This window comes from Natrinema saccharevitans (assembly GCF_001953745.1).
In the GTDB taxonomy this organism is placed as follows: Archaea; Halobacteriota; Halobacteria; order Halobacteriales; family Natrialbaceae; genus Natrinema; species Natrinema saccharevitans.
Genome location: NZ_LWLN01000001.1, coordinates 2,833,016 through 2,846,494 on the forward strand (window position 1 = coordinate 2,833,016; position 13,479 = coordinate 2,846,494).

Sequence of the window (13,479 nt, forward strand, 5' to 3'; positions counted from 1 at the left end):
CAGCAACTGTTAGGGGCCGGCCCCGTCTCGGCCTACCCATGACAGATCCCGAGACCCTCGCCGACCGGGTTCAGGAGGGGGACCTCCGGCTTCACGAACTCGAAGACCACGCCGACCACGACACCGCGGCCGCGGCCCGGCGGCTGCTGGTCGAACGCGAGTCGGGGACCGACCTCGAGGCGATCGGCGACTACGCCTTCGACGCCGAGCGAGCGGAGCCGAACATCGAGAACATGATCGGCGCGGCACAGGTGCCGATGGGCGTCGTGGGGCCGGTCCCCGTGTCGGGCGGCGCGGCCGACGGCGACCACTACCTGCCGCTGGCGACGACCGAGGGGGCGCTGCTGGCGTCGGTCAATCGCGGGCTGGGCGTGATCCGGTCCGCGGGCGGTGCCGACGCCCGCGTGACGAAAAACGGGATGACCCGCGCCCCGGTGTTTCGGGTCGCGGGCGTCGCCGAGGCGGCCGAGACGGTCGACTGGGTCTCTCAGAATTTCGAGGCGCTGGCCGCGGCCGCCGAGTCCACCACGAGCCACGGCGAACTGCTCGACGTCGAGCCCTACGTCGTCGGCGACTCCGTCTACCTGCGCTTCGCCTACGACACCAAGGACGCGATGGGGATGAACATGGCCACGATCGCCACCGGCGAGGCCTGCGAACTCGTCGAAGCCGAAACCCCTGCCTCCCTCGTTGCACTCTCCGGAAACCTCTGTTCGGACAAGAAGCCCGCCGCGATCAACGCCGTCGAGGGACGAGGCCGCTCGGTCACCGCCGACGCCGTGATCCCCGGCGAACTGGTCGAGGAGCGCCTCCACACGACCGCCGACGCCATCGCCGAGGCCAACACCCGCAAGAACCTCGTCGGCAGCGCCAAGGCCGGCAGTCTGGGCTTCAACGCCCACGCCGCCAACGTCGTCGGCGCGGCCTTCCTCGCGACCGGCCAGGACGAGGCACAGGTCGTCGAGGCCGCCAACACGATCACGACCATGGACGCCCGCGAGCGCGAGGACGGCACCACCGACCTCTACGCCAGCGTCTCGCTGGCCTCGCTCGAGGTCGGAACCGTCGGCGGCGGCACGAAACTCCCGACCCAGGCAGAAGCGCTGGAGATCCTCGGGCTTCGCGGCGGGGGCGATCCGCCCGGCTCGAACGCCGACGCGCTGGCGGAGATCATCGCCGTCGGCGCGCTCGCCGGCGAACTCTCCCTGCTTGGCGCGCTGGCGTCGAACCACCTCGCCAGCGCCCACGAGGACCTCGGTCGGTAGGCCGGCACCGCGACGGGAGACTCACAGCAGCCGATACCGGCCGCGGCTCTCGCTGACGACGCCCCGGTGCGTCAGCTTCTCGAGGGCGTCCCGAACGTACTCGGGCCCGACACCACGTTCAGCAGCGTAATCGACGATCTCGCCCTCGGTCGGCTCCTCGAGCGCCTCGAGGGCCCGTTCGACGATCTCGCGTTTGCTCCCGCTGCGGGTCGGTCCGCGCGGGTCGCGCTCGCCGGCGGCGTCGACCGCGTCGACGTCCAGTCCGGACTCCTCGAGGTACGCCTCGTCGTCGACGACGCCGTCGGCGACCGCGTCCTCGAGGGCGTCGAAGGAGTCGAGTTCGGCGAAGGCCTCGCCCTCGCCCTGCCGGTTTGCCAGCATCGACGCGCGCACGTCGCGGGCGTGGGCCGCGTCGTCGGTCTCGACGAACTTCTTGCGCTTCTCGTAGGCCGTGCGCGTGCCACAGCGGGGACACTGTGTCGTCTCGGAGCGGCCCTCGATGATCCAGAGGTTCGAACACTCGCTACAGCCGACGACGGCGTACATGGCTCACAGTGGCCGCTCGGGACAGTTGAAGCTTCGCCACGCGCGGCGAAAGTGGTCCGTCGGCCCGCTCGGCGGCCTCGGTGGGCGGCCACGTCCGAGACGACGTTGAGACAGTAGACGCCGGCGAGGACGAGTCCCATTCCGACGACGGTCGCCCAATCGAGGCGCTCGCCGAAGACGGTGCGCCGATCGACGCGACGCCCACGATCCCGAGTGCTGCCCACGTCGCGTAGACGAGCCCGATCGGCAGTTCCTCGAGGGTCAACGAGAGGAGAGAGAAGGCGACGCCGTAGCCGAGCAAGACGACGAGACTCTGGAGCGGGCGCGAGAACCCCTCGGAGAGTTTCAGCGCCGTCGTGCCGACGAGGTCCGACAGGATCGCCCCGGCGAACAGTACGTACGAATTTATGTTTTTACCATATGTGGTTGAAATGTGTTCCGATTGCGAGCCGTCGTCGGCACACTCGTCTCGCCTCGAGCGGCGCTCGCTCGAAGCGATCGGAACCCGTGAAATTATGTAGGAGATCGTCGTTCGACGGGCGTATGGAACGCGTCTCTCTGACCGACCGCGAACCGGCCGAGGCCGCCGACGGCGTCCATCTGGCGCTGCTTGCCGGCACCGACTCGATGAACGTCCAGCACTTCGCGATCGAACCCGGCGCGGTCGTCGAGGAACACAGCCACCCCCACGAACAGACCGGGTACATCTGCGCGGGGGAACTGACCTTCCTCGTCGACGGCGACGACCGCGACGCGTCGGGCGATCGCCAGTCGGCGGGCCCCGCCGGGCGAAAGGAGATCGTCTGCGGTCCGGGCGACTCCTACGCGATTCCGGGCGGCCAGCCCCACGCCGCGGAGAACCGCGGCGACGAGGTGGTCCGCGGCGTCGACATCTTCAGTCCGCCGCGGGAGAACCCGAACTGGCGCGGGGAGTGACGGGCCACCGCCGTCGGTCGTTCCAGTGACCCCACGTCGTACTCGATAGCGGTTCGACGGACCGCCTCGAGCGTCCCCGGCCAGTCCGCCGCTACATCAGCAGCGTCGTCACGACCTCGAGGAAGACGACGACTCCGAGCCAGGTGACGGCGGCTGCGGCCGCAAGCGGGAGGACGATTCGGCCGGTCGTTCGCAGCCTCGCCAGCGTCGTCTCGGGGCCGGTCGCAGGGACGTAGCTGTCTCGTTGCATAGCTCCGATGGCCACGGCCGTGCCCTTGAAACTCAGTCAGACGGACGGCCGACGAGGACGCAACGAGCCCGCTCGCTCGAGCCCGGCGGACGGACGGCTGCGGTCCCGCGGCGTCACGCCAGCGACTTGCGCATCTCGACGTGAGGAATGCCCGCCTCCTCGAACACCGACCCGCGGCGCTCGTAGCCGAGTTCGCGGTAGAAGTCGGCCGCGCGGGTCTGGGAGTGCAGTTTCAGCGTCGTGAGCCCCTCGTCGGCGGCCCGACGCTCGAGGGCGTCCATCAGCGCGCGACCCACGCCCTCATCGCGGTGGGACTCGAGGACGGCGACGCGTTCGACCTTGCCGACGCCGTCCTCGTACTCGCGAAGGCGAGCCGCGCCGATCGGCTCCGCGCGGTCGTAGGCGACGAAGTGGGTCGCCGTCTCGTCGTGGTCGTCGTACTCCAGTTCCTCGTCGACGCCCTGTTCCGCGACGAACACCTCCCGTCTGACCGCGAAGGCGTCCTCGCGTTCTCGGTCGGCGTCGGCGATCCGGACTTCGAGCGGTCGATCGGTCATCACCGGCCGTAGGCGAGCCGGCCGGGAGAGCGTTGCGGCCCGCCGACGGGATCGACGGCCGCGAGGGCCGGCGCTGGTCGGGATCGACGGCAGAAAGAAATCGAGGGAACCGAGTGTTGAAGGGGCCTACGCCAGGTCTTCGATCGTCGCGACGATCTCGTCGGTGTACTCGCTGGTGGCGAGCTTCTCCGCGTCCTCGAGCTGGCGCTCGAGGTCGTAGGTGACCTTGCCCGAGGAGATGGTCTCCTCGACGGCGTCGCGGATCAGGTCGGAGGCGTCGTCCCAGCCGAGGTAGTCGAACATGAGACGGCCGGAGAGGATCATCGCGGTCGGGTTGGCCATGTCCTGGCCGGCGCGCTTGGGCGCGGAGCCGTGGACGGGTTCCGCGAGCATGCGACCCTTACCGAAGTTGCCGCCGGGTGCGATGCCGAGGCCGCCGATCTGCGCGCCGGCGGCGTCGGAGAGGTAGTCGCCGTTGAGGTTCGGCATCGCGAGGACGTCGAACTCGTCGGTGCGAAGCTGCATCCACTGCAGCATCGCGTCGGCGAGGCGTTCCTCGACCATGACGGCGTCCTCGGGGATGTCGACCTCGTCCTGGGTCTCCCACAGGGAGTCGGGCGCCGCGAAGACCTCCTCGTCGGGGTACTCCTCGTCGGCGACCTCCATACCCCAGTCACCGAACTGTCCTTCGGTGAACTTCATGATGTTGCCCTTGTGGACGAGGGTGACCTTGTCGCGGTCGTTCTCGATGGCGTAGTCGATAGCCTCGCGGACCAGTCGCTTCGAGCCCTTCTCGGTGATCGGCTTGATGCCGATACCGACGGGGCCCTCGTGGATCGTCGAGTCGAAGCCCATGTCCTGCTCGACGAAGTCCCGAACCTGCTCGACCTCGTCGGTGCCGGCCTCCCACTCGATGCCGGCGTAAACGTCCTCGGTGTTCTCCCGGAACGTGACCATGTCCATCTCCTCGGGCGCTTTCATCGGCGACGGGACGCCGTCGAGGTAGTAGGTCGGTCGGACGTTGGCGTAGAGGTCGAGCGTCTGTCGGAGCGCGACGTTCAGCGAGCGGAAGCCGGCGCCGACGGGCGTCGTCAGCGGCCCCTTGATCGCGACGCGGTGTTCCCGGATCGCGTCGACGGTCTCGTCGGGCAGGTTGACGTCTTCGCCGTACTCTTCGCGTGCGGACTCACCCGCGTAGACGCGCATCCAGCTAATCTCGCGACCGGTCGCTTCGGCGGCGGCCTCGAGTACCTTCTGTGCGGCGGGACCGACGTCCTTCCCGATACCGTCGCCGTGGATGATCGGGATGATCGGGTTGTCGGGCACCTCGATCTCGTCCTCGGAACCCTCTTTCAGCGTGATCTGCTCCCCGTCTTCGGGGACTTCGATCTTGTCGTAGCTCATCTCGTCTAGACGGTTCTTCGACGGGGCTAAAAGGTCTACCATTTCCGTCCGGCGCGTCGGACAGTCTTTTCGTATCGCCCCGGTCACGGCCCCGATTCTGCAGAAAACAGGGGACTGAATCCGTCAGACGCGAAATCCACACGTTCGATCGTTATTATCGTTTCGTCGAACGATACGGAGAGGCTCGTCGATCGTCGTTTCGGACGCGGTACGGCCGTCGTTTCCACCCCGTACCGAAACGCGCGGTCGCGGGGCCGCCGTCGCGAGCCCGGGGGTCCGCCCGCCGCTGATCGTCGCGGCCGTGAGCCCGCGGCCGAGAGCCCCGACTCGAGCGGCCGTGGCGTCCCTCACGTCGGTCGGATCCGGATCGACTCGCGATCCGAGGGGGTCGGCCCCGGCAACGGATACCGTCTTCGGTTAGTCCTATTTCGACGATCGTCGTGAAGTGGTTTTATTATCGACGTATCCCTCTGGGGAACCATGCTCCGAGTACCACAGCACGCGCGCCGGCAGTGTCCGCGGTGTGAGTTGCCGCTGGCGAACGTTCAGGGCCTCGCGACCTGTCCCGACTGCCAGTGGGTCGCCGAGCGAGCGGATCGCTGACCCCGGGTCCGGCCGACACCGCGGTCGGTGGAGAGACGGAACCTCTTTTTGTCGACCGGTACAACCCCGGTGCATGGCCGAATCCGAGGTGGACCTCGAGTCCGAAAAGTACGAGAAACACCGCGAGGCTGGCGAGATCCTCGCGCAGGTGCGCGCGGAGGCCGCCGAGCGCGTCGAGGTCGGCGCGAGCCACCTCGAGGTCGCGACGTGGGCCGAGGATCGCATCCGCGAACTGGGCGGCGAGCCCGCCTTCCCCGTCAACATCTCCGTCGACGAGGAGGCGGCTCACGCGACGCCGTCGATCGACGACGAGACGACCTTCGGCGAGGAGATGATCAACTTAGACATCGGCGTCCACGTCGACGGCTGGCTGGCCGACACCGCCGTCACCGTCGACCTCTCGGGCAATCCGGAACTCGCCGAGGCCTCCGAACAGGCCCTGGAGGCCGCGCTCGATATCGTCGAACCCGGCGTCGGGACCGGCGAGATCGGGGCCGAGATCGAGGACGTCATCGACGGCTACGGCTACAACCCGGTCGTCAACCTCACCGGACACGGGCTGGGCCACTGGGAGCAACACACCAGTCCGAACATCCCCAACCGCGCCGTCTCGCAGGGGACGACCCTGGAGGTCGGCGACGTCGTCGCGATCGAGCCGTTCGCGACCGACGGCGGCGGCAAGGTCTCGGAGGGCGCGAGCGAGGAGATCTTCTCGCTCGAGCGCGAGGGCACCGTCCGCAACCGACAGGCCCGCGACGCCCTGGAACAGATCACCGAGGAGTTCCGGACGCTGCCCTTTGCGACCCGGTGGCTCGAGACGGACCGACCGGAGATGGCGCTGCGACGGCTCAAGCGCAACGATATCGTCCACGGCTATCCGGTCCTCAAGGAAGACGACGGCTACCTCGTCAGCCAGAAAGAACACACGGTCATCGTCACCGAGGACGGCTGCGAAGTGACGACCAAGTAACACGGTGGGTCTCGAGCCGAAATTGGCGTCGGCTGGGCCGAAACGGCGATTCGTGGAGGGAAAGAAACGGGAGACCGGGCGCTTGCTGTCGTGATCGGGGTTCTACGCGTTGTTCATCCGCTGACTCGAGCGGTTGCCACAGCGCTGGCACTCGCTCACGCGGTACGGTTCGCGGGAGAACTGTGCGTTCTCCTGTTTGATGCTCTCGGTTCTGATCTGGACCGATACCTCGTGAAGCGTTTCCAACCCGCACTCCTCACAGTGTTCGGTCATCCCGTTAAAGGAGTCGTCAGTCGTTGCCATTACCTGATTACTTGCAGTAGTCCCATCTTAAACCCACGCTTCATTTTGAGGTCTGAGTCGTAAAAATCGCAAGACGGCGTTACCCTTCGCTGAAAGACTGGACGAGAGGGTCCTATTTCGTTTATCGACAACTCTCATCGAGTTACAAGGAGTTTCCACCAGTCCAACGGTCAGAAAGAGGCAACATAGTCCGCTACGTCGCCCCGAAACGCGGGACTGAAACGCTTTAGGCGCGCCTCGAGTGGTATCCGACATGGAGCAGGTGTTCGCACCGTGGCGGATCGAGTGGATCGAACGCGAGGACAAAAACGCCGATATCGAAGGCTGCGTTTTCTGTGAACTGCCGGAACAGCGTTCAGATCGAGAGAATTTAATCGTTGCGCGGAACGAACACGCGTTCGTCATGCTGAACAACTATCCGTACAATCCGGGCCACGCGATGGTGATCCCTCACGTCCACAGCGGCGAGTATGCAGCCCTTGAAGACACGGTACTGCTCGATCACGCCCGCTTGAAACAGCGAACCTTCGACGCGCTCGAGGGAGCGCTCGAGCCGGACGGGTTCAACGCCGGCTTGAACCTCGGTGACGGGGCCGGCGGCTCCATCGACGACCACCTCCACACCCACGTCGTCCCGCGATGGCAGGGCGACACCAACTTCATGCCGGTCATCGGCGACACCTCGGTGATCGTCGAGGCGCTCGAGGAAACCTACGACCGCGTGCGCGAGGTCTTCGCTGCACAAGAGGGAGCGACCGTCGCCGGCGAGGACGACGCGATCGTCTTCGAGTAGCGACGACGGCTCGAAGGCGATCGCGGACGGGCGCTCCCGGAGAGCCAGCAATCCGTGCGGGACGACCGGACGCTTTTGGTCCCGGTCGTGCCATACGGTGGCATGGACTACGAAGTTGTCCACACCGACGACGTCCCGATGACCGACCTCTCCGAGGTCGAGGAGATTCCACCGGACCTGCGGATCCGTGCGCTCGATGAGTTCTTCGACACCGACGCGGTCAATCTAAAGCTCTGGTACTTCGAGCCCGGCGAGGAGATCCAGTATCACGCCCACGCCGAACAGGAGGAACTCTACTACGTCCTCGAGGGGGAGTTCTCGCTCAAACTCGGTCGCTCGGGCGAGGAAGAGTACGTCGACGCAGGGCCCGGAACGTTCTGGGTCGCCAAACCGGAGGTCGGCCACGGCCACCGCAACGTCGGCGACGAGGAAGGGGCCGTCCTCGCGATCGGCGCGCCCGCGGTCGAGGACCCGGGGCTGGATCCCCACGGACTCGACGAGGAGTAGCGCGCTCGGAGACGGCTCATACGCGCTGTTGTATCGATTTCCCGGTGGGGCCGCAGGACGGTACGGTTGCACCGGCAACGACTGACAACGGTCAGTCTCAGGCGTAGGTCGCGTCAACGAAGTCGACGATCCGCTCGGACTCGGCCATCGTGACCCCGCGGTCCTCGTCGACGATGACCGGGACCTGTCGCTGGCCGGAGACGCGTTTGACCTCGTTGCGCTTCGAGTGGAGCCCCTCGACCCAGACGCTGTCGTACTCGACGCCGAGTTCGTCGAGGCGGTCGGCGACGAGTTCGCAGTACGGACAGCCCTCGAGTTGGTAGAGCGTAAGCATGCGTCGTGATACGGTATAGACCGGCAAAAGAGTACGCCTCGCTCGAATGGGGAACGTGTTCAGTTCGGATGGAATCGAGGTTCGGCCGGCCGTCACCACCATCACCACCTCGCGGAGGTCCATGGTTTGGCACAATACCTAAGATTCGTCGTGGCAAGACAGTATCGATGAAGGCGACCTCGTATCGCGAAGCACTGTACGACGTTTTCGTCGATACGGACCGCGACGTCGAGGCGCGGGTCGCCCGCGCCCTCGAAATCGGGACGAAGTATTTCGATCTCCCGATCGGATTTCTCACTCGGGTCGAGGACGGAACCCAGACGATCGTGCAGGCGACCGGCTCGCACGAACTGATCCAGCCCGGCGAATTCTGTCCGCTCGAGGAGGCGTACTGCCGTCGGACCGTCGAGACCGACGCGCCGCTTGCCGTCCAGCGGGCCTCGGCGTCGTCGGACATTTCGGAGACCGCGCTCGAGACGTTCGATCTGGGAACGTATCTCGGCAGCAAGGTCGTGGTCGACGGCGATCCGTACGGAACGGTCTGTTTTGCCGCCGAGACGGAACGCGACACCCCGTTTTCCGAGGTCGAAGAAACGTCCCTCGAGCTACTGACGAAACTGATCGGACAGGCGCTCGAGCGACGCGCCTACGAGCGCGAACTCCGGGAGCGAAACGAGCGACTCGAACGGCAGAAACAGCGGTTCGAAGGGATCGCCGAGACCAGCTTCGACATTCTGTTCCGCGTGGGACTCGAGGCGGAATTCACCTACGTTTCGTCGGCGGTCGAGCGCGTCCTGGGGTACGAGCCCGAAGCGCTTGTCGGCCGACCGATCACCGAGTTCGTCGCACAGTCTTCGACCGAAGCGGCGATAACGGGCTATTCGCGGATAATCGAGGGCGACCCGGTCGAAAATCTCGAACTCGAGTTCGTCGACGCGGACGGCGACCTCGTCGTGCTCGAGGTGAACGGGACGCCGATCGTCGACGAGGGCGACGTTTGCGGGGTGCAAGGCGTCGGCCGAGACGTGACGGCTCGGAAAGACCGCGAACGGGAACTGCGGATCAAAACCCGCGCGATGGACGAGGCGCGGATCGGGATCTCGATTGCGGACGCTCGGCGACCCGACGAACCGCTCGTGTACGTCAACGAGGGGTTCGAACGGGTGACCGGATACGATGCGGCCGACGCGCTCGGGCGGAACTGTCGCTTCCTACAGGGCGAGGCGACGGATCCGGAGACCGTCGCCACGCTCCGCGAGCGTATCCACACAACCGAACCGGCGTCGGTCGAGATCCTCAACTACCGGGCCGACGGAACGCCGTTCTGGAACCAGGTTCGGGTCAGCCCGGTCGAGAACGACGACGGCGACGTGACCCACTACGTCGGCTTTCAGACCGACATCACCGAACGCAAACGAACCGAACAGCTCGTGCGACTGCTCAACCGGGTACTCCGGCACAACCTTCGCAACGACATGAACGTCCTCTTCGGATTGGGCGACCGGATCGGCGACGGCGAGACCGACGACGCCGCGGCCCTGGGGGATCAGATCTCCGACACCGCCGCGGCACTGATCGAACTGAGCGAACAGGCCCGCGACCTGGAACGATACACCCGGCGCGAGCGCGACCCGCAACGGCTCCCGCCCGAACCACTCCTCGCCGACGTTGCGGCCGCCTATCGCGAGCGATTTCTGTCGGCGACTATCGACGTGACCGTCGACACCGACCGCCGGTTCTGTGCCGGCCCCGAACTCGAGCGGGCGGTGGCCGAACTCGTCGAGAACGCGCTGAAACACAACCCCGCGCCCGAGCCGTGGGTGGGGCTGTCGGTCGACGATGACGGCGACCGGATCGTCTTGACCGTCGACGACGACGGTCCCGGAATCGCCGAGATGGAGACCGCCGTCATCGCTACCGGCCAGGAGGAGGCTCTGGAACACGGCTCCGGGCTCGGCCTGTGGCTGGTCAACTGGATCGTTACCCGCTACGGCGGCTCTTTTCAGATTCGGTCGACGGACGACGGCGAGGGTTCCGTCGCGATCGTCCGACTGCCGGGCATCGGCCCCGACGACTCGCTCGAGGCCGTCGCCCAGCGCCCGACGGTCCTCTTTCGGTGACACGAGAGGCCCGCTACGCCGAGGTTTTAGTACCCGCGCGAACATCCTCGCGTATGCCACCGACCGAGGGCGACACCGTCGCCGATTTCGAGGCGCTGCTGTGTGATGGCGAGACGTTTCGCTCGACGACGCTTGCCGAGGGCCTCGACGCTCGAGGGGGCGTCGTCGTCTGTACCGGCTTCGCGTTCAGCGCGATCGCACAGAACTGGTGGAAACAGTTCGTCCGCGCCGGCTGGGGCGAGTTCGAGGACGTCGCCATCCTCGGCGTCAGTCGGGACGGTCCGTACGCGCAAAACGAGTTCCTCCGCTGGCTGGACGAGCCGGCGTTTCGATTCTTCGCGGACGTCAACGGCGACGTGAGCGAGTCGCTCGAGTTGCTGGCCGACCGCGACCACATGGCGAACGTCTCGACGCCGTGGCGGTCGGCGTTCGTCCTCGACGCGGATCGCGAAGTCCGGTACGCTTTCGTCGCGGACGACTGGATCTCGCCGTTACCCCGCGAAGAGATCGAGGCCGCCGTCGCGGAGCTGTAGGGCCGTCAGACCGGCTGCTGTCCCGTCTCCGACCCCCTCCAGGCGCTCGACCTTTCGATAGGCCGTCGACTGCGGGATATCCAGCGCCTCGGCGATCTCGTTTACCGTCGTCGGCTCCTCGGCGTACAGATACGCCGCTCGAGCGTCGTCGTTGCGCAGGTCCATGACCCGTCGGGGGTCACACCCCATCACGCCGTCCCGTCCCTTCCGGGGACAGCGGGTCGGCCGCTCGGCTGACTCGTTCATACCCGTCGATACGGCCCGGAAGTACTTTGCTCCTACAGCCGGCTCCCGGCGACTGAGGATCGGTCTGCGTAAGTTGGGCCCGATACCGACTCGCTACACGGGCTCGCCGAAGGCGTACATCGTCTCGTGGGCCGTGATCGCGAGGTCGACGAAGTCGCCGGGATCTAGGCCGTAGTCCCCGGCGTTTTGGACGATTATCTGCCGGTAAGCCGAGTCGCGACACTTCACCGAATCGGCCGTTCCGTCCTCGACGACGAGACAGTCCTCGCGGACCTCGCCGACCATGTCGGCGTAGGCCTCGCCGACGATCTCGCGTTTGAGTTCGCTCATCTCCTTCGAGCGTTCCTTCTTGATCGTCCCCCCGAGTCCCTTCATCTCGGCGGCGTCGGTGCCGGGTCGCTTCGAGAAGCGCGTGACGTTGACCTTCTCGGGACGGGTCTCGCGAAGCAGGGCCATCGACTGCGCGTGGTCGCGGTCCGTCTCCGTCGGGAAGCCGACGATGAAGTCCGTCGACAGCGTCCAGTAGTCCAGAGAGGCGTCGAACGTCTCGACGACCTCGAGATACTCCTCGACCTGGTGCTGGCGGCGCATGTCCCCGAGAACGTCGTCGCTGCCCGACTGGACGGGCGCGTGCAGGAAATCGTAGAGCTCGTCGTTTTCGGCGAAAACGTCGGCCAGTTCCTCGCGGATGCCGTGGACGCCCTTCGGGTTGGCCATCCCCACCCGAACGCGGAAGTCACCCTCGATCTCACAGATTTCCTCGAGGAGGCGGTGGAGTTTGCGCTCGCCCTCGTCCCAGCCGTAGACGCCGGTGTCCTGCCCGGTGATCCGGATCTCCTTCGCGCCGGCGTGGATCAGCGCGCGGGCCTTCTCGACGTTGTCCTCTATCGGGGGCGAGTCGATCTTGCCGGTGGCCTGCTTGGTGATACAGTACGAGCAGTCGGACATACAGCCCCGCGCGATCGGGAGGATACCCACGACGCCGTCGAGAATCGGCTCGGCGTCGGGGGTCGTCGTCGGACACTCGCCGTTGGTGACCGCTTCGGGGACCTCGTCCCAGTGGAGGACCTGGCCGTCGACGTCGGCCCGCGCGAACTCCTCGCCCTGGGCCAGGGCCATACAGCCCGTGATGAAGAGATCGGCCGTCTCCTCGGCCAACTCCTCGGCCCGACGGAGCATGTTGCGCTCGGTCTTCTCGACGACGGTACAGGTGTTGAGGATGGCGACGTCGGCTTCCTCGACGCCGTCGACTCGGTAATGGCCCGCGTCGCGGAGCCGCCGCTCGATCTCGCGGCTCTCCCCGCGGTTCGACGTGCAGCCGTAGGTCTCGATGTGATACCGGGCCATTCGTTCGATAATCGATCGGGCGCGCGAGGGCAAAAGCCCGACGGATCCCGGCCGGCACGCCCTCGAGACCGGTTCACACGGTCTCGCCCCGACAGGTACGCGTCCTCCCGGGTATCGGCCGCGGTGACCGCCGCTCGATGGAGCCAAACGGCCGCGAGTCGCTCGAGAACGGCGTCGACGTGGTCGGCCGCGCGATCGAGCCGTAGACGGAGCGACTGACGCGGTCGCGGTACGGATCCGACGGGTTTCTAATCGTCGAACCCGGCGGCTCGGCTGTCACCGGCCGTGCCGCTCCGATAGACCGCATAGAGGAGGAAAAGTGCGATCAGGAAGTCACAGCCGTGTTCGACGAGGTGATGTACCGTCATCGGGACGAGCCCGAAGACGGTCCCCAGTCCGGTCACCGACCGGAGGACCAGCACCCCCAGTACGACCGTGATGAGACAGTACCGGACCGTCCGACGCCGGGCGTAGGCGACGACGCTGACGACGAACAGCGTGGTGGTCCCGATCGTGGCCAGAACGATGATCGCGATGAGGACGGGCGCGAACTGTGGGTCGAGCCACCCCTCGGCGACCGACATTGCAGGCACCATGCGATCGATACCGATACTCGGGGAGACGGCTACCTATTCGCTTCGGTGTCGTACGCGAGTCGGTTCCGCGCCGTCGGACCGGCGCTCACCCAGCAAACTGGGGGTGTCACGGCTCGATACGTTGCGTCTCGAGAAACGGAATCGTCGTACAGCGCCGTCGAACCGACAC

General features: G+C 66.3%; 17 protein-coding genes and 1 pseudogene. 8 read left to right on the forward strand and 10 right to left on the reverse strand.

The annotated features are described in order from the left end of the window. Positions 1-38: 38 nt before the first annotated feature. Complete coding sequence (gene hmgA, locus A6E15_RS14445) at positions 39-1,265, forward strand: hydroxymethylglutaryl-CoA reductase (NADPH) (RefSeq protein ID WP_076147200.1); 1,227 nt, start codon at positions 39-41, stop codon at positions 1,263-1,265. Positions 1,266-1,286: 21 nt separating this feature from the next. On the opposite strand, the gene A6E15_RS14450 is transcribed toward hmgA, so the two are convergent. Next, positions 1,287-1,811 (reverse strand): DUF5817 domain-containing protein, encoded by a 525-nt coding sequence (locus A6E15_RS14450; protein ID WP_076147202.1) that lies wholly within the window; start codon positions 1,809-1,811, stop codon positions 1,287-1,289. An 80-nt stretch (positions 1,812-1,891) separates the two neighbouring features. Next, a pseudogene (locus tag A6E15_RS21795) lies at positions 1,892-2,220 on the reverse strand (DMT family transporter); the annotation flags it as partial. Between the two features lie 134 nt (positions 2,221-2,354). Here A6E15_RS21795 and A6E15_RS14460 point away from each other — a divergent pair. Next, the gene (locus tag A6E15_RS14460) at positions 2,355-2,747 is read left to right on the forward strand and encodes a cupin domain-containing protein (RefSeq protein WP_076147203.1); all 393 of its coding nucleotides are present in this window, start codon (positions 2,355-2,357) and stop codon (positions 2,745-2,747) included. Positions 2,748-2,838: 91 nt separating this feature from the next. On the opposite strand, the gene A6E15_RS21070 is transcribed toward A6E15_RS14460, so the two are convergent. The 3 genes from A6E15_RS21070 to icd form a co-directional block, all read right to left on the reverse strand. Next, positions 2,839-2,997: a hypothetical protein gene (locus A6E15_RS21070; RefSeq protein ID WP_175607272.1), complete on the reverse strand. Its 159-nt coding sequence runs from the start codon at positions 2,995-2,997 to the stop codon at positions 2,839-2,841. Positions 2,998-3,110: 113 nt separating this feature from the next. Beyond that, positions 3,111-3,554 carry a GNAT family N-acetyltransferase gene (locus tag A6E15_RS14465; RefSeq protein ID WP_076147205.1) on the reverse strand — a complete coding sequence of 148 codons (444 nt, stop codon included), beginning with the start codon at positions 3,552-3,554 and terminating at the stop codon, positions 3,111-3,113. 126 nt (positions 3,555-3,680) lie between these two features. Further along, entirely contained in the window at positions 3,681-4,958 is a 1,278-nt protein-coding gene (gene icd / locus A6E15_RS14470) for an isocitrate dehydrogenase (NADP(+)) (RefSeq protein WP_076147207.1), read from the reverse strand. Between the two features lie 480 nt (positions 4,959-5,438). Here icd and A6E15_RS21720 point away from each other — a divergent pair, with 480 nt between their 5' ends. Both A6E15_RS21720 and map read left to right on the forward strand, forming a co-directional pair. Then, on the forward strand, positions 5,439-5,561 hold the full coding sequence (locus A6E15_RS21720) for a hypothetical protein (RefSeq protein ID WP_277612935.1): 123 nt from the start codon (positions 5,439-5,441) through the stop codon (positions 5,559-5,561). Positions 5,562-5,634: 73 nt separating this feature from the next. Beyond that, entirely contained in the window at positions 5,635-6,531 is an 897-nt protein-coding gene (map, locus tag A6E15_RS14480) for a type II methionyl aminopeptidase (protein WP_076147211.1), read from the forward strand. Between the two features lie 102 nt (positions 6,532-6,633). On the opposite strand, the gene A6E15_RS14485 is transcribed toward map, so the two are convergent. Beyond that, positions 6,634-6,834: a DUF7835 family putative zinc beta-ribbon protein gene (locus A6E15_RS14485; RefSeq protein WP_076147213.1), complete on the reverse strand. Its 201-nt coding sequence runs from the start codon at positions 6,832-6,834 to the stop codon at positions 6,634-6,636. 253 nt (positions 6,835-7,087) lie between these two features. Here A6E15_RS14485 and A6E15_RS14490 point away from each other — a divergent pair, with 253 nt between their 5' ends. Both A6E15_RS14490 and A6E15_RS14495 read left to right on the forward strand, forming a co-directional pair. Beyond that, complete coding sequence (locus tag A6E15_RS14490) at positions 7,088-7,627, forward strand: HIT family protein (protein WP_076147215.1); 540 nt, start codon at positions 7,088-7,090, stop codon at positions 7,625-7,627. A 102-nt stretch (positions 7,628-7,729) separates the two neighbouring features. Continuing rightward, entirely contained in the window at positions 7,730-8,134 is a 405-nt protein-coding gene (locus A6E15_RS14495) for a cupin domain-containing protein (RefSeq protein ID WP_076147217.1), read from the forward strand. Positions 8,135-8,231: 97 nt separating this feature from the next. On the opposite strand, the gene A6E15_RS14500 is transcribed toward A6E15_RS14495, so the two are convergent. Beyond that, a complete protein-coding gene (locus A6E15_RS14500; protein WP_076147219.1) occupies positions 8,232-8,468 on the reverse strand; it encodes a glutaredoxin family protein in 237 nt (78 codons plus the stop codon). 167 nt (positions 8,469-8,635) lie between these two features. Between A6E15_RS14500 and A6E15_RS14505 the strand changes: the two genes are divergently transcribed. After that, on the forward strand, positions 8,636-10,588 hold the full coding sequence (locus tag A6E15_RS14505) for a PAS domain S-box protein (protein ID WP_076147221.1): 1,953 nt from the start codon (positions 8,636-8,638) through the stop codon (positions 10,586-10,588). A 53-nt stretch (positions 10,589-10,641) separates the two neighbouring features. Continuing rightward, positions 10,642-11,121: a redoxin domain-containing protein gene (locus tag A6E15_RS14510; protein ID WP_076147223.1), complete on the forward strand. Its 480-nt coding sequence runs from the start codon at positions 10,642-10,644 to the stop codon at positions 11,119-11,121. Here the strand turns inward: A6E15_RS14510 and A6E15_RS14515 are convergent. The 3 genes from A6E15_RS14515 to A6E15_RS14525 all read right to left on the reverse strand — a co-directional run bounded on the left by A6E15_RS14515 (position 11,080) and on the right by A6E15_RS14525 (position 13,250). Next, complete coding sequence (locus A6E15_RS14515) at positions 11,080-11,367, reverse strand: TrmB family transcriptional regulator (protein WP_139326607.1); 288 nt, start codon at positions 11,365-11,367, stop codon at positions 11,080-11,082. The two genes, A6E15_RS14510 and A6E15_RS14515, sit on opposite strands and share 42 nt — an antisense overlap. A gap of 93 nt (positions 11,368-11,460) precedes the next feature. Next, a complete protein-coding gene (locus tag A6E15_RS14520) occupies positions 11,461-12,714 on the reverse strand; it encodes a tRNA (N(6)-L-threonylcarbamoyladenosine(37)-C(2))-methylthiotransferase (RefSeq protein ID WP_076147225.1) in 1,254 nt (417 codons plus the stop codon). A 248-nt stretch (positions 12,715-12,962) separates the two neighbouring features. Next, a complete protein-coding gene (locus A6E15_RS14525) occupies positions 12,963-13,250 on the reverse strand; it encodes a DUF7471 family protein (RefSeq protein ID WP_394329276.1) in 288 nt (95 codons plus the stop codon). Positions 13,251-13,479 lie beyond the last annotated feature (229 nt).